Origin of the sequence: Frigoribacterium sp. CFBP 8751 (assembly GCF_014841545.1) — a bacterium.
Lineage (GTDB): Bacteria > Actinomycetota > Actinomycetes > Actinomycetales > Microbacteriaceae > Frigoribacterium.
Genome location: NZ_JACYUB010000007.1, coordinates 141,655 through 164,620, shown reverse-complemented (window position 1 = coordinate 164,620; position 22,966 = coordinate 141,655). Strand labels below are relative to the sequence as shown.

Annotated in this window: 16 protein-coding genes and 1 pseudogene; 7 read left to right on the top strand and 10 right to left on the bottom strand. The window is 72.9% G+C overall.

Translation table 11 applies throughout. The features are described from left to right. Positions 1-336 precede the first annotated feature (336 nt). Positions 337-2,499, top strand: a complete 2,163-nt coding sequence (locus IFT88_RS15465) for a DEAD/DEAH box helicase (RefSeq protein WP_192121620.1) — start codon at positions 337-339, stop codon at positions 2,497-2,499. Between the two features lie 210 nt (positions 2,500-2,709). Here IFT88_RS15465 and IFT88_RS15460 read toward each other — a convergent pair whose 3' ends face one another. The 5 genes from IFT88_RS15460 to IFT88_RS15440 all read right to left on the bottom strand — a co-directional run bounded on the left by IFT88_RS15460 (position 2,710) and on the right by IFT88_RS15440 (position 9,893). Continuing rightward, positions 2,710-3,216 (bottom strand): mycothiol transferase, encoded by a 507-nt coding sequence (locus IFT88_RS15460; protein WP_043594550.1) that lies wholly within the window; start codon positions 3,214-3,216, stop codon positions 2,710-2,712. A 181-nt stretch (positions 3,217-3,397) separates the two neighbouring features. Beyond that, positions 3,398-3,898, bottom strand: a complete 501-nt coding sequence (locus tag IFT88_RS15455; protein ID WP_192121618.1) for a MarR family winged helix-turn-helix transcriptional regulator — start codon at positions 3,896-3,898, stop codon at positions 3,398-3,400. A gap of 378 nt (positions 3,899-4,276) precedes the next feature. Next, the gene (locus tag IFT88_RS15450) at positions 4,277-6,742 is read right to left on the bottom strand and encodes a GNAT family N-acetyltransferase (RefSeq protein WP_249409078.1); all 2,466 of its coding nucleotides are present in this window, start codon (positions 6,740-6,742) and stop codon (positions 4,277-4,279) included. After that, complete coding sequence (locus IFT88_RS15445) at positions 6,739-8,334, bottom strand: lysine N(6)-hydroxylase/L-ornithine N(5)-oxygenase family protein (protein WP_192121616.1); 1,596 nt, start codon at positions 8,332-8,334, stop codon at positions 6,739-6,741. Before IFT88_RS15445 ends, IFT88_RS15450 begins: the two co-directional genes overlap by 4 nt. After that, positions 8,331-9,893: a pyridoxal phosphate-dependent decarboxylase family protein gene (locus IFT88_RS15440; protein WP_056227268.1), complete on the bottom strand. Its 1,563-nt coding sequence runs from the start codon at positions 9,891-9,893 to the stop codon at positions 8,331-8,333. Before IFT88_RS15440 ends, IFT88_RS15445 begins: the two co-directional genes overlap by 4 nt. Before the next feature lie 158 nt (positions 9,894-10,051). On the opposite strand from IFT88_RS15440, the gene IFT88_RS15435 reads away from it, so the two are divergent. Then, positions 10,052-11,044 carry a siderophore-interacting protein gene (locus IFT88_RS15435; RefSeq protein ID WP_192121614.1) on the top strand — a complete coding sequence of 331 codons (993 nt, stop codon included), beginning with the start codon at positions 10,052-10,054 and terminating at the stop codon, positions 11,042-11,044. Positions 11,045-11,165: 121 nt separating this feature from the next. Here the strand turns inward: IFT88_RS15435 and IFT88_RS15430 are convergent, their stop codons facing one another. From IFT88_RS15430 to IFT88_RS15420, 3 genes are all read right to left on the bottom strand, one after another. Then, positions 11,166-11,921 carry a hypothetical protein gene (locus tag IFT88_RS15430; RefSeq protein ID WP_192121612.1) on the bottom strand — a complete coding sequence of 252 codons (756 nt, stop codon included), beginning with the start codon at positions 11,919-11,921 and terminating at the stop codon, positions 11,166-11,168. Between the two features lie 385 nt (positions 11,922-12,306). After that, positions 12,307-14,037 carry an alpha,alpha-phosphotrehalase gene (locus IFT88_RS15425; RefSeq protein WP_192121610.1) on the bottom strand — a complete coding sequence of 577 codons (1,731 nt, stop codon included), beginning with the start codon at positions 14,035-14,037 and terminating at the stop codon, positions 12,307-12,309. Positions 14,038-14,185: 148 nt separating this feature from the next. Further along, positions 14,186-14,992, bottom strand: coding sequence for a FadR/GntR family transcriptional regulator (locus IFT88_RS15420; RefSeq protein WP_192121608.1), 807 nt, complete (start codon positions 14,990-14,992; stop codon positions 14,186-14,188). A gap of 127 nt (positions 14,993-15,119) precedes the next feature. Between IFT88_RS15420 and IFT88_RS15415 the strand changes: the two genes are divergently transcribed. The 3 genes from IFT88_RS15415 to IFT88_RS15405 all read left to right on the top strand — a co-directional run bounded on the left by IFT88_RS15415 (position 15,120) and on the right by IFT88_RS15405 (position 18,617). After that, positions 15,120-16,046 (top strand): proline iminopeptidase-family hydrolase, encoded by a 927-nt coding sequence (locus tag IFT88_RS15415; protein WP_249409077.1) that lies wholly within the window; start codon positions 15,120-15,122, stop codon positions 16,044-16,046. A gap of 115 nt (positions 16,047-16,161) precedes the next feature. Beyond that, a complete protein-coding gene (locus IFT88_RS15410) occupies positions 16,162-17,616 on the top strand; it encodes an APC family permease (RefSeq protein WP_192121604.1) in 1,455 nt (484 codons plus the stop codon). Further along, on the top strand, positions 17,613-18,617 hold the full coding sequence (locus tag IFT88_RS15405; protein ID WP_082059782.1) for an acetamidase/formamidase family protein: 1,005 nt from the start codon (positions 17,613-17,615) through the stop codon (positions 18,615-18,617). The genes IFT88_RS15410 and IFT88_RS15405 overlap by 4 nt, the downstream gene beginning before the upstream one ends. 91 nt (positions 18,618-18,708) lie before the next feature. Here the strand turns inward: IFT88_RS15405 and IFT88_RS15400 are convergent, their stop codons facing one another. After that, positions 18,709-19,377 carry a hypothetical protein gene (locus tag IFT88_RS15400; RefSeq protein ID WP_192121602.1) on the bottom strand — a complete coding sequence of 223 codons (669 nt, stop codon included), beginning with the start codon at positions 19,375-19,377 and terminating at the stop codon, positions 18,709-18,711. 146 nt (positions 19,378-19,523) lie between these two features. Beyond that, the gene (locus tag IFT88_RS15395) at positions 19,524-20,276 is read right to left on the bottom strand and encodes an Ltp family lipoprotein (RefSeq protein WP_192121600.1); all 753 of its coding nucleotides are present in this window, start codon (positions 20,274-20,276) and stop codon (positions 19,524-19,526) included. A gap of 183 nt (positions 20,277-20,459) precedes the next feature. Between IFT88_RS15395 and IFT88_RS15390 the strand changes: the two genes are divergently transcribed. Further along, the gene (locus IFT88_RS15390; RefSeq protein WP_192121599.1) at positions 20,460-22,127 is read left to right on the top strand and encodes an MmgE/PrpD family protein; all 1,668 of its coding nucleotides are present in this window, start codon (positions 20,460-20,462) and stop codon (positions 22,125-22,127) included. After that, positions 22,127-22,918 (top strand): annotated as a pseudogene (locus IFT88_RS15385) (isocitrate lyase/PEP mutase family protein); the annotation flags it as partial. The gene IFT88_RS15390 and the pseudogene IFT88_RS15385, both read left to right, overlap by 1 nt. Between the last annotated feature and the right edge of the window lie 48 nt (positions 22,919-22,966).

The window sequence follows — 22,966 nt, the reverse complement described above, 5'->3', positions numbered from 1 at the left end:
TGGCGCGCTGGCCCGTCGGGCACGAACTCGCCCGCTTCACCGCGTGACGTGGGCTCCGGTCGTCGATCGACCCGAGGAGGCGGGGCTTCCGGTTCGGGGGAGGCTCGGGTATCGTAGGTGGGTCGGCTCAAGACACCGCGCCTGTGGCGCGAGCACATCGGCACCTGCGGGTGCCGATCATGCACAGCTTTGAACAGCACGAGGGTTTGTAAGTCTTGTGGGCCGGATTCCCGTCGAGTCACGACGGGATGAATTCACGATTGTGAACGGTCCTGGTCAATGGCTGCCCGGGTATTTCTTCGCGTCATCTCTGACAAGCCCGGAAAGAACTCCTCCATGTCTCCTTATGACAACTCCCGCCCGCGCACCGACCGCACCGCCGGTGCCCCCAAGGCCGGTTCGAAGAGCCCCAAGCACCGCGGCCACCGTGCCGACGAGGTCGGGGCCCCGGCCCCCAAGAAGCGCTGGGACGCCAGCGAGCGTGCCGACCGCGGACGCCGCGAGTTCGGCACCCGCGACGGTGGCGGCAACCGTGCCCCCGGCGCCGCCCGCTCCGAGGACCGACGCCCCAACTGGGAGCCCCGCGAGAAGCCGGCCGGCGGCAACCGCTTCGGCAACCGCGACTTCGACAGCCGCAACGGCGAGCGTGGCCGTGACGCCGCGCCCCGCTTCGGCCGTGACGGTGGCCGCGAGGCCGCGCGCGGCTACGGCCGTGACGGTGGCCGCGACGCCGCCCGTGGCTCGGATCGCGGACCCCGCTCGTGGGACCGTTCGGACCGCCCGGCTCGCGACGACCCCGCTCCCCGCGACGACCGCGCCGCCCGCAGCTACGACCGCAGCGACCGCCCGGCTCGCGATGATCGTGCCCCGCGTTCGTTCGACCGGAACGACCGTCCGGCTCGTGACGATCGTGCACCCCGCAGCTACGACCGCAGCGACCGTCCGGCTCGCGACGACCGCTCGCGTGACGACCGCGCCCCGCGCAGCTTCGACCGCAGCGACCGCCCGGCGCGCGACGACCGCGCGCCCCGTTCGTACGGTGACCGTCCCGAGCGCGGTGGCCGCGCCTCCGGCGGTTTCGACCGCGACGCCCGTCCGGCACGCAGCTTCGACCGCAGCGACCGCCCCGCTCGCGACGACCGCGCCCCGCGCAGCTTCGACCGCAGCGACCGCAGTGACCGCCCGGCCCGCGTCGGCGACCGGTCGAGCGACTTCTACCCCAAGCGCGACGCGGCGACCCACTACTCGCCCGAGGACGACGTCAAGCTCGAGAAGCTCAAGGCCGAGGTCGTCACCGCGGCCGACGTCGAGGGCGTGAGCTTCGGCGACCTGGGCCTTGGCGACAACATCGAGCGTCAGCTGGCCTCGATGGGTGCCGCGGCTCCGTTCGCGATCCAGGCCGCGACGATCCCCGACGTGCTCGCCGGGCGTGACGTGCTCGGCCGTGGCCGCACGGGCTCGGGCAAGACGATCGCCTTCGGCGCCCCGCTGGTCGAGAAGCTGATGGAGAACAACGGCGCGAAGAACCGCAAGATGGGCCGCAAGCCCCGTGCGCTGATCCTCGCCCCGACCCGCGAGCTCGCGATGCAGATCGACCGCACCGTGCAGCCCATCGCCCGCTCGGTCGGCCTGTTCACCACGCAGGTCTACGGCGGCGTGCCCCAGCAGCGCCAGGTCGGTGCGCTCAACCGCGGCGTCGACATCGTGATCGGCACCCCCGGCCGCATCGAGGACCTCATCGACCAGGGTCGCCTCGACCTGAGCGAGGTCGTCGTGACCGTGCTCGACGAGGCCGACCACATGTGCGACCTCGGGTTCCTCGAGCCGGTGCAGCGCATCATCCGCGAGACCGCCACGGTCCGCCCCGACGGCGCCCGTGCCCAGAAGCTGCTCTTCAGCGCGACGCTCGACAAGGGCGTGGCGAAGCTCGTCGACGAGTTCCTGGTCGACCCGGCTGTCCACGAGGTCGCCGGCGAAGATCAGGCCAGCGCCACGATCGACCACCGCGTGCTGCTGATCGAGCAGCGCGACAAGACCGCGGTCATCGAGCAGCTCGCCTCGGGCGGCGGCAAGACCCTGGTCTTCGCCCGCACCCGCGCCTTCGCCGAGCAGCTCGCCGACCAGCTCGAGGACGCCGGCATCCGCTCGACGAGCCTGCACGGCGACCTGAACCAGGCCCGCCGCACGCGCAACCTCCAGCTGCTCACGAGCGGCAAGGTCAACGTGCTCGTCGCGACCGACGTCGCCGCCCGCGGCATCCACGTCGACGACATCGAGCTGGTCGTCCAGGCCGACATGCCCGACGAGTACAAGACCTACATGCACCGCTCGGGCCGCACCGGCCGCGCGGGCAAGGAGGGCACCGTCGTCACGCTCATCACGCGTCAGCGCCGCCGTCGCATGGAAGAGCTGCTCGACCGCGCCGAGATCGACGCCGAGATGATCGAGGTCCGCTCGGGCGACCGCCTGATCGACGAGCTCGCGGGCGTGCAGGCGTAGCGAGCGCTCCTCGGGGCGCGCACCGCGCCTCCTGGTCTCGAACCCCGTTCCGAACGACGAACCCCGCATCTCCGGGGTTCATCGTTCGGAACGGGGTTCTTCGTCGTGCGGCCGCACCTCCTGCGACCGCGAAACCCCAGGAAGTCGCCGAGACACCCCCGCGCGACGAGGGGTCTCGGCGACTTCCGGGGGTCTCGGTGCGGCGGGCGGCTAGCGGCGGTCGAGCAGGCCGCGCACGTAGGAGGCCTGGCCGAGGTGCTGCACGCAGTCGTTCAGGATGCTGACGAGACGGGCGCCGGCCGTGACCGGAGGGTCCCAGGCCTCGTCGACCACGTCGTCGTACGAGGCGCCGTCGAGGTCGTCGAGGTAACCGCGCGTCCGCAGGGTGACGGCCTCGAGGTAGCCGATCAGCAGCTCGGCGTCGACCCGCACCGCGGCCACGTCGGCCGGGGACATGCCGTAGCCCATCTCGGCCGGCGAGAACGGCAGCGCGAACGACTCGGCCCAACCGTCGGCCGTCCAGACCTGGTCGGACGCGGCGAGGTCGGCGATCTGGACGTCCTGCCCGCGGGCGGTGTGCCAGACGAGCCAGGCGATCGTGTTCGCCTCGTCGTCCGGACGCCAGGCGAGGTCGTCGACCGAGAGGTCGGCGACCGCCCGCACGGCGATGGCGGGGAGGCGCGAGAAGGCTTCGACGAGGACGTCCGAGGGGGTCATCGGCCCACCCTACGACCGCTCGCGCGCGCCCGTGCGGGTCGCGCGGACCAGCCGGACGACATCGAACCACCGAAGCGGCGTCGAACCACCGGAGTGCGTGGTTCGATGCCACATCGGTGGTTCGACCTGGTGGTGGCGGCGTGGTGGCGGTGGCTGTGGCGGTGGCGGTGGCGGCGGTCGCTCAGGCGACGGCGTCGTCGCCGGCCGCCGCGCGCGTCAGCGAGTCGCCGATCGCCCGCATCGCCGCCGCGAGGAAGTCGAGGTGGTTCGGGTCGACCGCGTCGCGGAACGCCCGGCGGTAGAAGTCGTGGATCTGGTCGATCGCCTCGCGGCCGGCCGGGGCCAGTTCGAGCAGTACGCTCCGCCGGTCGGAGGGGTGCGGCTGGCGCGAGATGTACCCGCCGCTCTCGAGCCGATCGATCAGGCTGGTCGTCGCCCCGGTCGACAGCTCGAGGAACTCGGCGGCGCGCTTCGGGGTCGTGTCGTGGTCGGTGGCGATGAAGGTCAGGCAGCGGAGGTCGGTGGTGCCCATGCCGAAGTGGTCGGCGACGACCTTCTGCACGCGCTCGCCCTGTCGCTGCAGCGACGCGTACGCCGTGAGCACGAGGGTCACGTCGAGCTGGCCCTCGTCGTCGAGGGGCGGAGGGGAGCCGGCGGGCGGCTGGGGTGACACGTCGGACATGGCGGGCTCTCTGCTGGCGGGACGGCGAGGCGAGGACGGAGCGAAGACGAGGAGGCGCGGCGACGGACGCCACGCAGGCCACGATACCTCGCCGAGTGAGTTGTTCGAGCTTCGAATCACCCGCCCACGTGCAGCGAATGCCCAGCGTTCGTTCGTTGCCTTCCCCTTGCCAGACGAGTATCTTCAAGACCAAGCAACTCGACGGCGGTATCGTCGCTCGAGCACCTCGACCCGCCGCCGATGGTTCTCCCCCTGTGATCGGCGGTGGCCCGCACGGCCCGTGGCCTACGCGGATCGGGGTGGTGGTCGACCGTGAATCGACCGCCACCTCCCAGGGGCGGAGGCGGCCCGACCGCCCCCGCCCCGGGGCACCGCCCCCTACCTCGCGATCGGGTTCGCCAGCGTCCCGGCGAAGATCAGCGACGACGACTGCGCCGCGAGGTCGACCATCTGGCGCGTGTCGCGCAGCTGCAGCCGGTTGAGGCAGGAGTGGTCGAAGCGCGCCGCCCGCAGGTCGACCGACCCCGACAGGTCGGGGTGCTCGTCGGCGTGCCGCTCGACGCACTCGGCCACGAGTGCCCAGAACCGGGCCGTGGGCAGCACGCCGTCGCCGTCGAGGATCGCGGCCAGGTGTCGGAACACCCCGTCGAAGACGTCCGTGAACACCGCCAACGCCTTCTCGCGGTCGTCGACCGGGTGCACGGTCCGCCGCACCGCCTCGGGGACCTCGCGCGGGGCGACGACCACGATCTCCTCGCCGATGTCCTTCATGAACGCGGCCGTCGGCACACAGCCCTCGAGCACGAGGATGACGTTCTCGCCGTGCGGCATGAACGCCAGGTCGTGGGCGCGCAGACAGTGCACCACCGGCCGGAGGTAGGCGTGCAGGTACGACCGCAGCCAGTCCTCGGCCGAGAGCCCCGAGGCCTTCACGAGGGCCGAGGCGAGTGCGTCGCCGGCGCCGTCGCGGTGCAGCAGCGCCGCCATCGTGGCGAGCCGCCCACCCGGGCCGACCAGCGGCACCGGGCTCTCGCGCCAGAGCGCGGCGATCATCTTCCGGTGAGGCGACGACGTCGTCGTCCGGTGGTAGGCGTCACCGGTGTAGCCGACGGAGGCGCGCTCCCTCAGGACCCGGAACCGCGCCTCCTGCAGGGTCGCGTCGGTGTGCACGAGGTCGTGCACCCAGTCGTTGATCGCGGGCGTCGGCCTCATGTAAGCCGGCGAGAGACCGCGGACGAAGCCCATGTTCTGGATCGCCAGCGCCGTCTTGACGTAGTGCCGGTCGGGCCGGCTGCGGTTCGCGAAGGTGCGGATCGACTGCTGCGCCTGGTACGTGTCGTCGCCCTCGCCGAGCAGCACGAGGTCGCGCCGGGCGACGTCGGGGGCGAACGAGATCGCGACGCGGTGCTGCCACTGCCACGGGTGGACCGGCAGGTAGTGGAACCCGGCCGGGTCGAGGCCCTTCGCGGCGAGGGTCGCGTCGAACCGGGCGACGGCCTCGGGGCCCAGTTCGGTCTGCCACAGCGACCGCTCGTCGAGTCCCGCACCGAGCGCCAGGTGGGTCGCCGAGCGCCGGGCGGCGAGCCAGACCAGTCGTACGGGCGCCGCGGCCTCGGGGGCGAACGCGTGGAACTCGTCGAGTCCGAGACCGATGCGCCCGGCGTTCGCGACGAAGCCCGGATGCCCCTCCGTCATCGCGGCCTCGACGGTCTGGAAGTCCGCGGTGGTCAACTGCTCGGCGGTCGGACCGCCCCGGTGACGCTTGTAGGCGGCGCTCGCCAGGGTCGACGAGACCTCCTCGAGGTAGGTGGCGAGCAGCGATTCCGGGATGCCGAGCAGGTCGTCCAGCTCGACGATCAACGCGAGGGCGTCGAGGGGCTCGGGGCGGCCGTCGACCGTGCGGGTGACCGTCGCCTCGTCGATCGCCCAGTGCTCGAGGGCCTGTCGGCGGGCCGTGAACCGGTAGTCGATCCGGTGGCCGTCGTGGTCGAGCGCGACCCGCCAAGGGCCGTCCGCGGCGTCGTCGTCCGCTGCGGGGGCGGTCGCGGCGTCGTCGGCCACCGGGGCGATCAGCCGTTCGTGCGCGAACTCGCTCAGCGCCTTGCTCACCAGGTGTCGATGAGCCCACTCCATCGGGCCGGGGGCGAGGTGCGCCGCGGCCCGGTCGTGTCGCGTCAGCACCGAGAGCCGCGCCGTCTTGTCGGGCAGCTCGACGTCGCCGAGTGCTCGGAACCCCACCTCGTCGTTCTTCGCCGCGATGCGGTCGTTGGCCACGTCGGGCTCGACGACGATCCGCCGGGCCTGCTCGATCTCGAAGACGAAGTCGACGACGCTCGCCATGACCGCGCTGGTCAGACCGTGCACCCGTTGCCCGCGCGGCGGGGCGACGAGCAGGTGCATGCCCACGTCCCCCGGCTCGGCGTCGTGCACCTCGGTGAGCAACACCCGGGCCGGGTCGTAGGTCTCGACGAAGAACGTCGGCTCGCCGTCGACCCGCCCGAGCCAGGCCTGCTGGTGCGGGTCGGCGTCGATCTCGGCCAGGTACGCGCGCACCTCGTCGGTGCTCAGGCCCGCCATCTGCCACGCGGCCGATGCCGGGTGCGCCAGCCAGCGGCGCAGGCAGACGGCGTAGGGGTCGGCCGCGAACGGCTCGATCGTGACGAGACCGCAGGAGGCGCGGCGCGAGAACGCCACGCCCGTCGCCCGGTCGTCGGTGCGGGACGGTGCTGCGGGTGCTGCGGGTGCTGCGGGTGTCGCGGGTGCTGCGGGTGCTGCGGGTGCTGCGGGTGCCGCTGCCGGCACTGCTGCGGGCGCGAGCGCCTCGGCGTCGTGCGTGGTGCTCATCGGGTGACCCGCGCCTCCTCGGTCGGTGTCGGTTCGGTCGGGCGGCCGCCGGGCCGAACCCGACCGCCGTCCAGGTCCGGGGCGTGCAAATCCCGACCGTCGCGGGGGGACACGCCGCTCACTTCTGCTCCGGAACAGCTCTGCGCGTCGGACTTGTCGCGAATTGCACAGCCGGGGGCGGGCGCGGGAGCGGGAGCGGGGGCAGGGGCAGGGGCGGGCACGGGGGCAGGGGCAGGGGTGCCGAAGGTCTGGAAGGCGATGCGGCGCTCGAGGGGGTAGGGCTCGCGGCCGGTGATCGACGCGATGATGCTCGAGTTGCGCCAGGCGCCGAAGCCGAGGTCGGGGGCGGTGAGGCCGTGGGTGTGCTCCTCGGCGTTCTGGACGAACAGTCGCCCTCGGCCCCCGTCGATCGAGTAGTCGCGCGCCACGGACAGGCGACCCAGGTCGTCACGGTCGACCCGGTCGCCGAGGGCGTCGAGGAACGACGGCACCCGGGCGGCGTAGCCCGTCGCGACGACGAGCGCGTCCGTGCGGCGCGTGGTCGTGGTCCCGAGCTGCGCGTGCCGCACCGTCAGCTCGAGCTGCTCGTCGGCGTCCACCCACCGGGCGTCGACCAGCTCGGTCTCGGTCAGCAGGGTCGAGTCGACCGGCCCGTCGACGCTCAGCCGGTAGAGCGTGTCGTACACGCCGTCGACGAGGTCGCCGCTGATGCCCTTGTAGAGGCTGCGCTGCTCGCGGCCGAGGCGGTCGCGGGTCTCGCGCGGCAGCGAGTGGAAGTGGTCGGTGTACTCGGGGCTGGTGAGCTCGAGCGTGAGCTTCGTGTACTCCATCGGGAAGAACCGCGGCGAACGGGTGACCCAGTCGAGCCGGTGCCCCGGTCGGTCGCAGACGCGGGTCGTGTCGAGCAGGTCGCGGTAGATCTCGGCGGCCGACTGCCCGCTGCCGACGATCGTCACCGAGTCGGCGGCGCGCAGGCGGTCCCGCGCCCTCAGGTAGTCGGCGCTGTGCACGACCGGGCCGTGGGCGTCACCCCGGCCGTGGGCGTCGCCCCGGTCGGCGAGGCGCTGCAGCGGCTCGGGGAGGCGCGGCTCGGTTCCCACCCCCAGCACGACGTGTCGGGCGTGCCAGGTCTCGACGGCCTGGTCGGCAGCGCGTCGCGAGGTCACGACGTACGTCCCGTCGGGCTGCTCGTCGACGCTCGTGACGCGGCGGCCCCACCGCAGGGTGTCGAGCTGGTCGGCGACCCAGCGGCAGTAGGCGTCGTACTCGGCGCGGAGCGGGGAGAACTCCTCGCGGATGTAGAACGGGTAGAGCCGCCCGGTCGTCTTCAGCCAGTTCAGGAAGCCGAAGCGCGAGGTCGGATCGGCCATCGTCACGAGGTCGGCCAGGAACGGCACCTGGATCGTCGCGCCCTCGATCATCATGCCGGGGTGCCAGGCGAAGCCGTCGTTCTCGTCGAGGAACACCGCGTCGACGTCGTCGAGCGGATCGGACAGGGCGGCCAGGCCGAGGTTGAACGGGCCTAGGCCGATGCCGACCAGGTCGTGGAGGTGCGCGGCGTCGCGGGGTGCGGTGGTGGCGGCGGCGGTCATCGGGCGGCCTCCGTCCCGGCGGCGACGAGGGCGGGGGCGTCGCTCTCGAGCAGGGCCCACGAGGAGGCGCGGACCAGCTCGAGCACGCCCCTCACGTCGTCGAGACCCGCGTCGGGGTTGAGCAGCGTCAGCTTGAGGCAGGGACGCCCGTCGACCACGGTCTTCGCGACGATCGCCCTGCCGGACTCGAAGAGCACGCGTCGGACGAGCGGGACGAGTCGGTCGGCGGTGGCGTCGTCGACGTCCGACGGCTGCCAGCGGAACAGCGCCGTGCTGAGCTGCGTCTCGGCGAGGAGGACGAACTCGTCGTCGCCCCGCAGCAGGTCGTGTGCCTCGGCCGCGAGGTCGACCACCCGGTCGACCAGCTCGCCCACGCCGTCGGGGCCGAGGGCGCGCAGCGTCGCCCAGAGCTTGAGCGCGTCGAACCGGCGGGTGGTCTGCAGCGACTTCGAGACCTGGTTCGGTTCGGGGTCGGAGAGCGGGTTGAGGTAATCCGCGTGCCAGGCGACCGGGTCGAGGTCGTGCCCGTCGCGCACGATCAACGCACTCGACGACACCGGCTGGAAGAACGTCTTGTGGAAGTCGACCGTGACCGACCGGGCGTGCTCGATGCCGTCGAGCAGGTGCCGCCGCGTCGGCGAGACGAGCAGGCCGCCGCCGTAGGCCGCGTCGACGTGCAGCCAGACGCCGGTGCGGTCGCAGACCTCGGCGATCGCGGCGAGCGGGTCGAGGCAGCCGCGGTCGGTCGTGCCGGCGGTCGCCACCACGGCGACCGGCAGGTGTCCGGCCTGCACGAGGGCGTCCAGGGTGACGGCGAGTGCCGCGGGCAGCATCCGACCGGCGTCGTCGGTGGGGACGGTCACGACGGCGTCCTCGCCGAGCCCGAGCAGGCGGGCCGACTTCTGCACGCTGAAGTGGCTCTCGGCGGTGGCGACCACGACCATGCGGCCGAGCAGGTCGTGCAGCGCCGTGGCGCGCGGGACGGGGCGGTGACCGGGGGCGGCCGTGTTCCGCAGCCGCGCCTCCTCGTCCCGGGCGTCGGCGCGGGCACGGGCCGTGGCGTGCTCGCGGGCGAGCAGCAGGGCGTGCAGGTTCGACTGGGTGCCGCCCGAGGTGAAGACGCCGTCGCGGGTGGCCGGGTCGAAGCCGATGCGCTCGGCCGTCCAGTCGACGAGGCGACGCTCGATCAGGGTGCCGACGGCCGACTGGTCGTAGGTGTCCACCGACGGGTTGACCGCGGCCAGCACGGCCTCGGCGGCGACCGCCGGCAGGGCGACCGGGCAGTTGAGGTGCGACTGGTAGGCGGGGTCGTGGAACCAGACCGCGTTCGCCGTGAAGAGCTCGTCGACCTCGCGCAGGGCGTCGTCGGTGCCGGTGCCCGGTGCATCGAGGTCGACGGAGTCGACGAGGTGCTGCAGGTGCGCGCGGCTCTCACCCGAGAAGGGTTGGCGCGTCGTGCGGAAGCGGTCGGCGATGCGCGTGACGGCGGCGCCGGTGAGGCGTTCGTACTCGTCGGCGGTCGCGGTGGTCAGCAGTGCGGACGCGTGGCGTTCGGACACGGGTCTCCTTCGGATCGTGGAGCGGTGGGGCAGGGCGCGTTGTCGCGCGTCGTGCTGGTCGTGCGGATCGTGCGGGCGGTTGGACGCCGACGTGCCCGTCGGGGGCGTGGTCGTCGACGTCGGATGCGGCCCGCGGTTCGTTAGGTTAGCCTTACCTTATGTCGACCCGCCGCCCGCCCGTCAAGCCCGCCGACCCCCGAGTGCACCGGCTCGAGGTGCTGCGCTCGGAGCGCGTCTCGCCGAGCTTCCAGCGCGTCACCGTCGTCGGTGACGACCTTCACGAGTTCGGCGACATGGGCTTCGACCAGTGGTTCCGGCTGTTCCTGCCGGTGCCCGGCAGCGACTCGTTGCGGCTGCCGCGGGCGACTACTTCGCTCTGGTACGCGCAGTACCTGGCGATCCCAGAGGCCGAGCGGCCGCACTGCGCGAACTACACGGTGCGCGAGTTCCGGCCGGCGGGTTCGGCCGGGACGGAAGCGGGTGCCGGTGTGGGTGTGGGTATGGGTGCGGGTGCGGGTGCGGGTGCGGGTGCGGGTGCCGGCGCGGCCGGGGCGTCGCGCGCCGAGCTCGACATCGACTTCGTGCTGCACCGCGGCGAGTCCGGCGAACTCGAAGGAGGCGCGGCGATCTGGGCCTGCGCCGCCCGCCCCGGCGACGCCCTCGGCCTGCTCGACCAGGGCGTGCTGTTCAACGCCCCCGACGACGCGACCGAGATCCACCTGGTCGCCGACGAGACCGGGCTGCCGGGGACCGAAGGCATCGTGCGATCGCTGCACCGCGCCTCCGTGGGGTCGGTGATCCAGGAGGTGCCGACCCGGGCCGACGTGCGTCCGCTCGACGCGCCCGACGGCGTCGAGGTGACGTGGGTGGTGCGGGACGAGCTCGACGCCCGGGCGCTCGGCGTCCTGGGGTCCGGCACCCGGGCGCTCGGCGGCGACGACGACGCAGACGCTCGGGGCGCCGGGGGTGCCGGGGGTGTCGCGCCGGGGGAGGGGGCGCTCGCCGCACTGCTCTCGCGGTCGGCGGCCGACCCACGGGCCTACGCCTACGTCGTGGGCGAGTCCGCGCTGGCGACCGGCGGGCGGCGGCACCTGCACGCGGCGGGCCTGCCGAAGAACCGCATCACGTTCTCGGGGTACTGGAAGCGCTGAGTCCGGGGCCCGCCGGCGAGGTAGCACCACCGTCGCGTCGTCGAACCACCTACTCGCGTGGTTCGACGACACGACGGTGGTGCGACGTGGTCCCTGACCATGGCGCTCGAGGGCGAACCGGTCACCAGGCCGCGGGCAGCGGGTCGCCGGCCGCGGGCGGGTGCTCGACGAGGGCGACGGCGTCGTCTCGGTCGACGTGGCCGGGGAAGTTGTAGCGCGCGAACCGGCCGGTCGGGTCGTGGATCGAGGTCGGCATGGCGACGGAGGTGCGGCGCAGCGCCTCCGCCAACACGGCGGTCGAGGTCGGGTCGAGGGTCGCGTCCTTCCGGTCGCGCAGGATGAAGTCGACCCGCGCCTCCTTGGCGGTCAGGCGGAGCACGAGCACGCGGCCGCCGTTGCCGACCGGGGCCGTCGTCAGGACGGCACGGTCGAACCGGGCCAGGGGGACGGGGCGGCGGGTGCCGGCGCGCAGCTGCCCGGAGTCGAGGTCGACCCAGGGTTGCGGGGCCCGGGCGTTCCGGATCACCGTGATCAGCGCGAAGATCCCGACCGTCACCCCGATTGCCACCAACAGGGCGAGATCCCACCGGAAGCTGATCTCGGCGATGCGGAAGACGAACTGGACTGCCTGGATCGCCGCGAAGAAGGCGAACGCGGTCGTCGCCCCGACCCACGTCGACCACCAGCGGCGCTCGCCGACGCGCACCCAGCCGTGCGGGAGCCCGGCGGGTGCCGGGTCGGTCGCGTCGGGGTCGCTCGGGTCAGGGTCGGGGTCGCTCGGGTCGGTCGGTGCGGGGGCGCTCGCTCGGGCCGGGGCGGTCGGGTCGCGCTCGGTCGAGTCCTCAGGAGGCGCGGGCGCGTCGTCGGGATCGCTCACCTCGCCGACGCTACCGGGGTCCGCGGCGTGAGGTCCGGGGCACGAGTCGCACCGTCGGATGAACGTCGCACCGTGCACAGGGGCGGCGCGACGTTCATTCGACGGTGCGACGCGTGCTCGCGTCGGGGGCCCGGGCCCCGTGCGGCGTGCCGAACCCGACTGTCCGGGCCCCGTTCGGCGTGCCGAACCCGACCGTCCCCGCCCCGTGCGGCGTGCCGAACCCGACCGTCCGCGCCCCGTGCGGCGTGCCGAACCCGACGAGGGGAGCGCGGCGCGCCGCTCATCTTCGGACCTGAGCGGCGCGCCGCGCCTCCGCTGTCGCGATTTGCACACGTGAGGGGCGGGGGCGAGGGGGCGACGGGGCGAGGGGGCGGGGAGGCGCGGGTCAGGACCGCAGGACGCGCACCTCCCAGGGGGCGAGCGTCAGCCCGGCCCCGCCGGGCACGTTGCCGATCACGACCTCCGGCACCGAGCGACGCCGCAGCGCCGGGTGCAGGGCGGGGTCGAGCTCGTACGCCTCGCCCGACCAGTTCGCCAGGACGAGCAGCTGCTCGTCACCGAGCGTGCGGGTGAACGCGTACAGCCGCTCGTCGTCCGGGGCGAGCAGCTCGAACGACCCGAGCGCCACGACCGGCGACTCGTGCCGCAACGCGATCAGGCGGCGGTAGTGCTCGAACACCGAACGCTCCCCGGCCGCACGGTCGGCCTCGACGTTCACGGTGTCGTGGTTCGCGACCAGCTCGATCCACGGGGTGCCGGTGCCGAAGCCCGCCGCCGCGCCTCCTGACCACGGCACCGGGGTGCGCGCGTTGTCGCGACTGCGGAAGCGCAACGCCTCGAGCAGGTGCTCGGGGTCGGCCCCCGCCGCGACCGATTCGTCGAACCAGTTGATCGACTCGATGTCGCGGTACTGCTCGATCGAGGTGAACCCGGCGTTCGTCATGCCGATCTCGTCGCCCTGGTAGACGTACGGCGTGCCCCGGTGCAGGTGCAGCACGGTGGCGAGCAGCGTCGCCGACTCGAACCGGTGGCGGCCGTCGTCGCCGAAGCGCGAGACCGACCGCGGCTGGTCGTGGTTGCCGAGATAGAGGCTGTTCCAGCCCTGGTCGGCGAGGCCCTCCTGCCACCGCGACAGCGAGCGCTTGAGCGCCACGAGGTCGAACGGCAGGTTGTCGAACTTCGAGGCCGGTCCGTGGTCGAGGCCGACGTGCTCGAACTGGAACACCATGTCGAGCTCGTGCCGGTCGGCGGCCGTGAACAGCCGGGCGTCGTCGACCGTCACCCCCGGCATCTCGCCCACCGTGATCAGCTCGCGGTCGGTGCGGTGGGCGAAGACCTCGCGGTGCATCTCGCGCAGGTGGTCGTGGATCTGCCCGCCCATGACGAAGTGCGAGGCTCCGGGCGCGAGCGACGAGGGCTCCTTCGCGATGTGGTTGATGACGTCCATGCGGAACCCGTCGACGCCCCGGTCGAGCCAGCGGTTCATCATGTCGTAGACGGCCCGGCGCAGGTCGGGGTCCTCCCAGTTGAGGTCGGGCTGCTTCGACGCGAACATGTGCAGGTAGTACTGGCCGGTGGGCTCGTCGAGGGTCCAGGCCGGGCCGCTGAACGCGCTGCGCCACGCGGTCGGGTGGCTGCCTGCGCCGGGTGTGCCCGCGGCGTCCGTCCCCTCGCCCGTCGGCAGCGGGTCGCGCCAGAGGTACCAGTCGCGCTTCGGGGAGTCGCGCGACGACCGGGCCTCGACGAACCACGGGTGCTCGTCGCTCGTGTGGTTGACGACGAGGTCCATGACCAGCTTCATGCCGAGCGCGTGCACCTCGTCCGTCAGGGCGTCGAACTCGGCGAGCGTGCCGAACAGCGGGTCGACGTCGTCGTAGTCGCTGATGTCGTACCCGTTGTCGGCCTGGGGCGAGCGGTAGATCGGCGACAGCCACATCACGTCGACCCCGAGGTCGTGCAGGTGACCGAGCCGCTGCCGGATGCCGCCGAGGTCGCCCACCCCGTCGCCGTTCGAGTCGGCGAAGCTGCGCGGGTAGATCTGGTAGACCGTCGCGGTCGTCCACCAGGCGGGCGGGGTGGTCGTGGGGCCGGTGTCGTTCGTCGTCGAGTCGCTCACCCGTCCAGCCTGTCACGGCCGGGCGCGACCGCGGCGTGACGCCGAGACCCCAGGAGCTCGCCGAGACCCCCGGGCGCGCGTGGGGGTCTCGGCGAGTTCCTGGGGTGCGAGGGGCTCAGGAGGCGCGGGTCGGCCACCAGGGCAGGGTTCAACCGGTCGCGTCCGGGCGGCCGAGTTCGCGCTCGAGCAGCTCGAGGTCGATCTTGACGTGCTCGCGGGCGATGGCCGCGGCCTCCGCCGCGCGTCCGTCGCAGATCGCGGCGACGAGCGCCTCGTGGTCGGCGAGGGCGCGCAGTTCCATCTCGCGCATGCCGTCCGGCCCGCCCCAGAGGTGCGCCGGCGCCGAGATGCTCACCCGGGCCTCGAGGTCGAACAGGACGTCGCGCAGCGTCGCGTTGCCGGCGGCCTCGGCGATCGCGACGTGCAGGGCCTCGTCGGCCTTCTGCGACGCGAGCCCCGACGCCGCGTCGCGGTAGCCCTCGAGCCGGTCGTGCAGCCGGTCGACGTCGGTCGCGGTGCGGTTCTCGGCGGCGGCCTCGGCGACGACGCCGTGCAGGCGGCTGATCGCCTCACTCGTGTCGCGCAGGTCGGACCACCGCGCGGCGAGCGTGCGGCGCACGACGTCGGTGCCCGACCCCGGGGCCGGCGCCTGGACGAACGAGCCTCCGCCGCGCCCGCGTTGCGTCACGATCAGCCCCTGCTCGACGAGTCGGGCCAGGGCGGCCCGCACGGTCATGCGGCCGACCCGCAGCGAGGCGGCGAGGTCGCGCTCCGGGGGGAGGCGCGAGCCGGGCAGGTACTCGCCGATCGTGATGGCCGTGACGAGGCGGTCGGTGAGGTCGTCGACCCGGGTCGTGGGTGCGAGAGGGGCTCCGAGGGCGCCACCGAGGGCGCCGTCGACCGCGACGTCCGAGCGCGAGCCGCCCGCGCCTCCTCGGCTGTCGTCCTGGCCCATCGCGTCCCCGTCCCGGCTCGCCGACCCGTCGTGCGCGGGGCACTCGAGGTCTCGTCGTGTTACGAGCAGATTAAGGCATCGCGAAAGGTCTTGTCGCGAGACCTTAGCCGGGTGCATGCTCACCCGCATGTCCACGATCACCACCGGCACCGCCCCCTTCCACGACGCCGAGACCTGGTACCGGGTCACCACGCCCGACGAGCCGCGCGACGGTGCGCTGCCCCTCGTCGTGGTGCACGGCGGCCCGGGGATGGCCCACGACTACCTGCGCAACCTCGAGGCCTTCGCCGACGAGACCGGTCGCACGGTCGTGCACTACGACCAGCTCGGCTGCGGTCGCAGCACCCACCTGCCCGACGCCCCGGTCGACTTCTGGCAGCCGAGCCTGTTCGTCGCCGAGTTCGAGGCCCTCGTCGCGCACCTCGGCCTCGAGCGGTACCACCTGCTCGGCCAGTCGTGGGGCGGGATGCTCGGCGCCGAGATCGCCGTGACGGCACCGGACGGGCTGGCGAGCCTGGCCATCTGCAACTCGCCCGCGTCCATGCAGCTCTGGGTCGAGGGCGCCGGCGAGCTGCGCGACCAGCTGCCGACCGACACCCGGGAGGCGCTGGCCCGCCACGAGGCGGACGGCACGACGACCGACCCCGAGTACCTCGACGCCACCCAGGTGTTCTACGAGCGTCACGTCTGCCGCGTGGTGCCCATGCCGCAGGACTTCGTCGACAGCGAGGAGCAGATGGAGGCCGAGCCGACCGTCTACCACACGATGAACGGGCCGAACGAGTTCCACGTCATCGGCACGATGCGCGACTGGACGATCGTCGACCGGCTGCCGTCGATCACCGCGCCGACCCTCGTCGTCGCGGGCGAGTACGACGAGGCGACGCCCGCCACCTGGCAGCCGTTCGTCGACGGCATCGCCGACGTCCGCTCGCACGTGTTCGCGGGCGCCAGCCACTGCTCGCACCTCGAACAGCCCGAGGAGTTCCGGGCCGTCGTCGCACCGTTCCTGGCGGCGCACGACGGGCTGCGCGACGCCGCGCGCGCCTCCTGACCGGCGCGGGCCGCGCCTCCTGAACCGACGCGGCCCGTGCCTCCCCACCCCCACCCCCACAGCACCCCATCCCCACCGCACCGACCCGATCCCCACCCGAGCGAGAGAGCACACCATGTCCCTGCCCACGAAGACCGCCTCCGGCGGTGAGCTGAGCAACCAGCAGCAGCTCGAGCAGTACGGCTACAAGCAAGAACTCAAGCGGTCGGTCTCGACCGTCGACCTGTTGATCTACGGCCTGATCTTCATGGTGCCGATCGCGCCCTGGGCGATCTTCGGCACCGTCTACAACGCGTCGTCGGGCATGGTGCCGCTGGTCTACCTGGTCGGACTCGTCGCGATGATCTTCACCGCCCTCGCCTACGCGCAGATGGCGAAGTCGATCCCGCTGGCCGGGTCGGTCTTCTCGTACGTCGGGCGGGGCATCCACCCCGTGGCCGGGTTCTTCGCCGGCTGGGCCATCCTGCTCGACTACCTGCTCGTGCCGACGCTGCTCTACGTCTTCGCCGCGGAATCGATGATCGGCATCTTCCCGGGCACCGCGCGCTGGATGTGGGCGCTGATCTTCGTCGCGATCAACACCGCGGTGAACCTCCTCGGCATCAGCTCGATCAAGCTGATGAACCGGGTCTTCCTCGCCATCGAGGTCGTCTTCATCGTGATCTTCGTCATCATCGCCGTGACGGCGCTCAACGGCGGCACGATCCCCGGTGCCGAGTTCACGACCGACCCCATCTGGGACTCCAGCAAGGTCACGGCCCCGCTGATCGCCTCGGCGCTGTCGATCGCGGTGCTGAGCTTCCTCGGGTTCGACGGCATCTCGACCCTCGCCGAGGAGAGCACCGGCAAGCGCGGCGGAGCAGGCAAGGCCATGATCATCGCGCTCTTCATCGTGGCGTTCTGCTTCGTCCTGCAGACCTGGCTGGCCAGCGCGCTCGCCGGCGGCCGCGACTCGTTCCCCGAGGGCGAGGCCGGCAACGCCTTCTTCGACCTCGTGCGTGAGGCGTCGAACAGCGGGTGGGCGACGGCGTTCTTCGTCGTCAACGTGCTCGCCGTCGGCATCGCCAACGCGATGGCCGCCCAGGCCGCGACCTCGCGTCTGCTCTTCTCGATGAGCCGCGACGGGCAGCTGCCGACCTTCCTCTCGAAGATCAACACGCGTCAGGTGCCGCAGGCCGCGATCCTGGTCGTGTCGGCGCTCTCGGCCGTGCTCGTGTTGTTCTTCGTCGGCCAGATCGACGTCATCTCGTCGCTGGTCAACTTCGGAGCCCTGTTCGGCTTCATGCTGCTGCACGTCTCGGTCGTCGTGCACTACGTCGTGAAGAAGAAGTCGCGCAACTGGTCGTTGCACCTCGTCGTGCCCGTGGTCGGGTTCCTGATCATCGGCTACGTGCTGGTCAACGCCGCACCCGAGGCCAAGATCGGCGGCGTGGTCTGGCTGGTGCTCGGCGCGGGCGTGTTCCTCTACTACCGCAGCCGAGGAGGCGCGGCGCCGTCCCTCGGGCAGGCCGCGGACGACTCCGCGGTCGCGTCCACCCCCGCCACCGACTCCGAACGGCGCGACGCATGAGCGGCGACGGGACCGGCCCGGGGGCCGGCGCCTCCGTCGGGGAGCCGACCCGCGCCTCCTCGGGGCCACGGCACGACGGGATCGACCACTTCCTCGGCAAGGAGCACGGTCGCCCCGGCTTCACCGCCACGGTGGAGCCGGCCCTGCGCATCGAACCCGGCACGGGCGAACGGATCGGGTTCGAGACGAGCGACGCCGTCTACGCCGAGCTGCACCGGCACCACGACCTGGCGAAGCTGTCCGTGCCGATCAACCCCGTCACCGGGCCGGTGTACGTCGAGGGCGCGAAGCCGGGCGACGCGCTCGCCGTGACGGTGCACGAGATCCGACTGATCGAGCACGGCTGGTCGGTCAGCCTGCCCGGGTCCGGGGCCCTGCAGCACGCGATGGGTGACGAGATGTTCACCCGTCGCGTGCCGATCGACTCCGACGGGGTGCACGTCACCGACCGGCACGTGTTCGAGGCCCGGCCGATGATCGGCTGCATGGGCACGGCGCCCGCCGAGGGCGAGAACTCGACGATCATGCCCGCGTACGCCCAGGGCGGCAACATGGACGTCACCGAGAACACGGTCGGGTCGACGGTCTACCTGCCGGTCATGGTCGAGGGGGCGTACCTGTCGATCGGCGACGTGCACGCGATCATGGCCGAGGGTGAGTCGTCGTTCGTGGCCATCGAGGCCGAGGGCACCGCGGTCGTCTCGATCGACCTGGTGCCGGGCCTCGGCCTGCGGGCGCCGCGCATCGAGACCGCGGACGACTGGATCTTCGTCGGTCTCGGCGACCCGGTGCAGGAGAGCATCCGCCGCGGTTACGAGGACGCCTTCTCGTTCCTCGTGGACGACCACGGCTGGTCGCGTGGCGACGCGTACGCCGTGCTCAGCGCCGTGGGGCACTCGCGGCTCGGGGGCCCGACCGGTTCGGTCGCCCCCGACCCGCTGCACCCGTTCGACGCCGTCGGCGCGGTCACGCTGCACCGCGTGCCGAAGAGCGTGCTCTGAGCCCGAGGCCCCAGGAAGTCACCGAGACCCCCGTGCGCGCACGGGGGTCTCGGCGGGTTCCGGGGGTCCGACGACCGCAGGAGGCGCGGGCTCAGCCCCAGAGGCGCGTCGCGATCGAGCCGATCAGGTCGTCCGTCGGCACGTTCGTCTGGTCGACCGTGACGACCACGTCGTCCCGCACCCAGAAGGTCTGCGTGCGGTCGACCGGGTACGGCTGCTCGGGCGTGACGAGCTGGCAGCTGCGGCCCTCGTGGACGGTCGTGCACGTGAAGCCGGCGGAGGCGAGAGAGTCGAAGGCCGGGCCCGAGACCGCGGGGTCGAGGTGCCCCATGTCCACCCCGATGCCCGAGATGTCGGCGCGCGGGTCACGCCACAGGCAGCTCAGTTCGTTCGCCGCTCGGACGATCTGGACCGCGCTGGCCCCCGCGGGCGGTTCGGTCGGCGTGACCACGCCCGACGTGGTGCCCGAGCCGCCGAACTCGACGGGGTTGAGCGGGCTGTCGCCGAAGGTCGCGGCGTAGGTCGCCTGGTCGACGACGTCGGTGCAGTCGGTGGGCAGGGCGATCGGCCCGGGGGTCTCGGTCGGCGCGGGTGTGGCAGTGCCCGACGGCGTGGGCGAGGACGGCGCCGACGAGCCGGGGCTCGAGGGATCGGGCGTCGCCTCGCCGGGACCGCTCGAACAGCCCGCCGTGAGGGCCAGCACCAGGCAGGCCGTCGCCCCCGTGATCGTCGCCGTCCGCTTCGCGGTCGTGCCCCTCATGGTCGTGCCCCTCATGGTCGTGCCTTCCTGGTCGTCGTGCCGTCCCGACCGTTCGCCGATCTCGACGCTACAGACCGGTCCGGCCCGAGCACTCGTCCCGGAGGATGAGGTCGGGCCGGCCAGGGTCACGATCGCGTCACGACGCGTCAGTCGTCGAGGTGCGCCAGGGCGTAGTCGGCCTCCTCGGCGGTGAACTGTTCGCCGTACTCGCTGACGAGCTGGTTGCGCAGCACGTCACCGGTCATGCCGTCCGCCGCGTAGGCCTTGGCCTTGCGGACGGCGTTGGCCTGCCAGTCGGCGTCGACCGTGTCGACGGCGTACTGCGCCGCGGCCTCGGAGGCTCCGCCGGCCACTAGCTTCGTGTAGGTCTCGAGCTTGCTGCTGCCGAGGCCGTTCGCGATGGTCTCGGCGTCCGCCAGGGCATCCGAGTAGTCGGCCGGCACGTCGGCGGCCGCCGACGTCGGCGTGGGCGGCGCGGTGGGCGCGGGGGTCGACGAGGTGCGGACGGGGGCGGGCTCGGAGGTGGCGGTCACGGCCGGGTCGTCCTGCTGCACGCTGTCGATCGCCGCGCCGAGGCCGACGGCGACGACGATGGACACGATGGTGGCGACGGCTCCCAGGCCGAGGCCGATCCACGCCATGACCTTCGACTGGTGCCGCAGCAGCGCGATGATGCCGAGCACCACGGCGGCGACGCCGACGATCGTGCCCACCACGGGCACGAGGCCGAGCAGGAACGCGACGATGCCCACGACGAGGGCGGCGATCGCGAGCCCGATCGGGCGGCCCGGTCGCGGCGGCGGAGTGGACGTCCCCGTCGCGGGGTAGGAGGTGGTCGGCTGGTCGGCGGAGGGGCGTCGCTCGTCGGAGCCGCCCCCCAGCGGGCTCTCGGTGGTCATGCTCCGAGCCTGCCAGGTGGCGGACAGACGGGTTCACCCCCGAACGGGGCGCGTCGGCGGGCCGGGGGGATGCCAGGCGCGTCGCCCGGCCCGGGTGCGAGACTGGTCGGCAACGACACGGCCGTCACCGACGACGGCGCACGGCGGGCCGCACGACGCCCGCCCCACCAGAGAGGGTGGCCGATGGGCACGCAGCACGAGCAGGCGTCCGAGCACGCACACGACGCCGGGGCGACGACCGACGCGAGCGGCGGGGGAGACGCGACCCGCGCCTCCTCGTCCGGGGGCACGGACGGTCGAGACGGGCCGGCCACCCCGACCGCCGACCTCGTCGTGCACGCGGTGCGCGTGCACCGCAGCGACCAGCCGTTGGCCCGCGAGGACGAGCTCGCGTGGCGCCTCGCCGCGCTCGCGACCGACGACGCACCCGTCGACGACGACGTGACCGAGATGGTGATCAACCGCCTGATCGACAACGCCGCCGTCTCGGCCGCGTCGCTGCTGCGCGCGCCGGTCGCCGTCGCACGCGACCAGGCGCTCGCGCACCCGCCGACCACCGGAGGCGCGGGCTCGCAGGTGACGGGCGCCGCGCCCGAGCACCCCGTCTCGCCCGAATGGGCCGCCTGGGCGAACGGGGTCGCCGTGCGCGAACTCGACTTCCACGACACGTTCCTCGCGGCGGAGTACTCGCACCCCGGCGACAACATCCCGGCGATGGTCGCCGTCGCACAGCACCGCGGACTCGACGGTGCGGCCCTGCTGCGCGGCATCGTGACCGGCTACGAGGTGCAGGTCGACCTCGTCCGGGCGATCAGCCTGCACGCCCACAAGATCGACCACGTCGCCCACCTCGGCCCATCGGTCGCGGCAGGCCTCGGCACGATGCTCGGGCTCTCGACCGAGGTGGTGCACCAGGCGATCGGCCAGGCGCTGCACACGACGACGGCCACGCGGCAGTCGCGCAAGGGCGCGATCTCGTCGTGGAAGGCCTACGCCCCGGCCTACGCCGGCAAGGCCGCGGTCGAGGCCGTCGACCGCGCGATGCGCGGCCAGGGCAGCCCCGCCCCGATCTACGAGGGCGAGGACGGCGTGATCGCCCGGCTGCTCGACGGACCCGGGGCGTCGTACGACGTGCCCCTGCCGGCGCCGGGTGCGTCCAAGCGGGGCATCCTCGACACCTACACGAAGGAGCACTCGGCCGAGTACCAGGCCCAGGCCTGGATCGACCTCGCCCGGCGGCTCGGCCGCGAGCACCCCGCCCTCCGCGACCCGGCACAGGTGCGCGGAATCGTGCTGCACACCAGCCACCACACGCACGTCGTGATCGGCTCGGGCGCCGGCGACCCGCAGAAGTACGACCCCACGGCCAGCCGCGAGACGCTCGACCACTCCATCCCCTACATCGTCGCCGTCGCCCTGCAGGACGGCGAATGGCACCACGAGCGCAGCTACGCCCCGGCCCGGGCGCAGCGTCCCGACACCGTCGAGCTGTGGCAGCGCATCACCACGGCGGAGGACCCCGCCTGGACGGCCCGCTACCACTCGACCGACCCCGCCGAGAAGGCGTTCGGCGGCCGCATCGAGGTCGAGTTCGTCGACGGCACGACCCTCGTCGACGAGATCGCCGTCGCCGACGCCCACCCCCTGGGGGCGCGGCCCTTCGGACGCGAGGACTACGTGCGCAAGTTCCGCACGTTGGCCGAGGGCGTGCTGCCCGACGCCGAGGTCGAGCGGTTCGTCGACCTGGCCACGCGCCTCCCCTCGTTGACGGCGGCCGAGGTGCGGCAGCTGGGCATCGTCGCTCCCGACGCCCTCGCGGGTGCCGCCGCCCAGCCGGGCGGACTCTTCTGATGCTGTACTCGACGGTGTCGCCGGCCGACAAGCGTGCGGCGTTCCGGGCCGGGCTGGCCGACGAGCGCACCCTGGTCTTCCCCGGCGCGTTCACGCCGCTCACCGCGCGCCTGATCGAGCAGAAGGGCTTCGACGGCGTCTACGTGTCGGGCGCCGTGATGGCCAACGAGCTCGGGCTGCCCGACATCGGCCTCACCACGCTCACCGAGGTCGCCACACGGGCCGGGCAGATCGCGTCGATGACCGACCTGCCCGTGCTCGTCGACGCCGACACCGGGTTCGGCGAGCCGATGAACGTCGCCCGCACCGTCCAGGCGCTCGAGGCCGCCGGCGTGGCCGGGCTGCACGTCGAGGACCAGGTCAACCCCAAGCGCTGCGGCCACCTCGACGGCAAGCAGGTCGTGGACGCGGCGACGGCGGCCGGGCGCATCCGGGCCGCGGTCGACGCGCGCCGCGACCCGTCGCTCGTGATCATGGCGCGCACGGACGTCCGGGCGCTCGACGGGCTCGAGGCGGCGGTCGACCGGGCCCGCGCGCTCGTGGACGCCGGCGCCGACGCGATCTTCGCCGAGGCGATGGCCGACCTCGGCGAGTTCGAGGCGATCTGCTCGGCGCTCGACGTGCCGGTGCTCGCCAACATGACCGAGTTCGGCAAGAGCGCCCTCTTCACGCACCGGCAGCTGCACGACGTGGGCGTGAGCATGGTGATCCACCCGGTGTCGCTGATGCGTGCCGCGATGGGTGCGGCGTCCCGGGCACTCGACGCGCTCGTGGCCGACGGGTCGCTCGAGNCCTCGCCTGACCGCCGCGCTCCCCGGCGACCGGCGCCGCGCCTCCGC

Coding starts and splice junctions, on each gene's coding strand:
- IFT88_RS15465 (WP_192121620.1), top strand. CDS start 337: ATGTCTCCTTATGACAACTCCCGCCCGCGCACCGACCGCACCGCCGGT.
- IFT88_RS15460 (WP_043594550.1), bottom strand. CDS start 3,216: ATGACCCCCTCGGACGTCCTCGTCGAAGCCTTCTCGCGCCTCCCCGCC.
- IFT88_RS15455 (WP_192121618.1), bottom strand. CDS start 3,898: ATGTCCGACGTGTCACCCCAGCCGCCCGCCGGCTCCCCTCCGCCCCTC.
- IFT88_RS15450 (WP_249409078.1), bottom strand. CDS start 6,742: ATGAGCACCACGCACGACGCCGAGGCGCTCGCGCCCGCAGCAGTGCCG.
- IFT88_RS15445 (WP_192121616.1), bottom strand. CDS start 8,334: ATGACCGCCGCCGCCACCACCGCACCCCGCGACGCCGCGCACCTCCAC.
- IFT88_RS15435 (WP_192121614.1), top strand. CDS start 10,052: ATGTCGACCCGCCGCCCGCCCGTCAAGCCCGCCGACCCCCGAGTGCAC.
- IFT88_RS15420 (WP_192121608.1), bottom strand. CDS start 14,992: ATGGGCCAGGACGACAGCCGAGGAGGCGCGGGCGGCTCGCGCTCGGAC.
- IFT88_RS15415 (WP_249409077.1), top strand. CDS start 15,120: ATGTCCACGATCACCACCGGCACCGCCCCCTTCCACGACGCCGAGACC.
- IFT88_RS15410 (WP_192121604.1), top strand. CDS start 16,162: ATGTCCCTGCCCACGAAGACCGCCTCCGGCGGTGAGCTGAGCAACCAG.
- IFT88_RS15405 (WP_082059782.1), top strand. CDS start 17,613: ATGAGCGGCGACGGGACCGGCCCGGGGGCCGGCGCCTCCGTCGGGGAG.
- IFT88_RS15400 (WP_192121602.1), bottom strand. CDS start 19,377: ATGAGGGGCACGACCGCGAAGCGGACGGCGACGATCACGGGGGCGACG.
- IFT88_RS15395 (WP_192121600.1), bottom strand. CDS start 20,276: ATGACCACCGAGAGCCCGCTGGGGGGCGGCTCCGACGAGCGACGCCCC.
- IFT88_RS15390 (WP_192121599.1), top strand. CDS start 20,460: ATGGGCACGCAGCACGAGCAGGCGTCCGAGCACGCACACGACGCCGGG.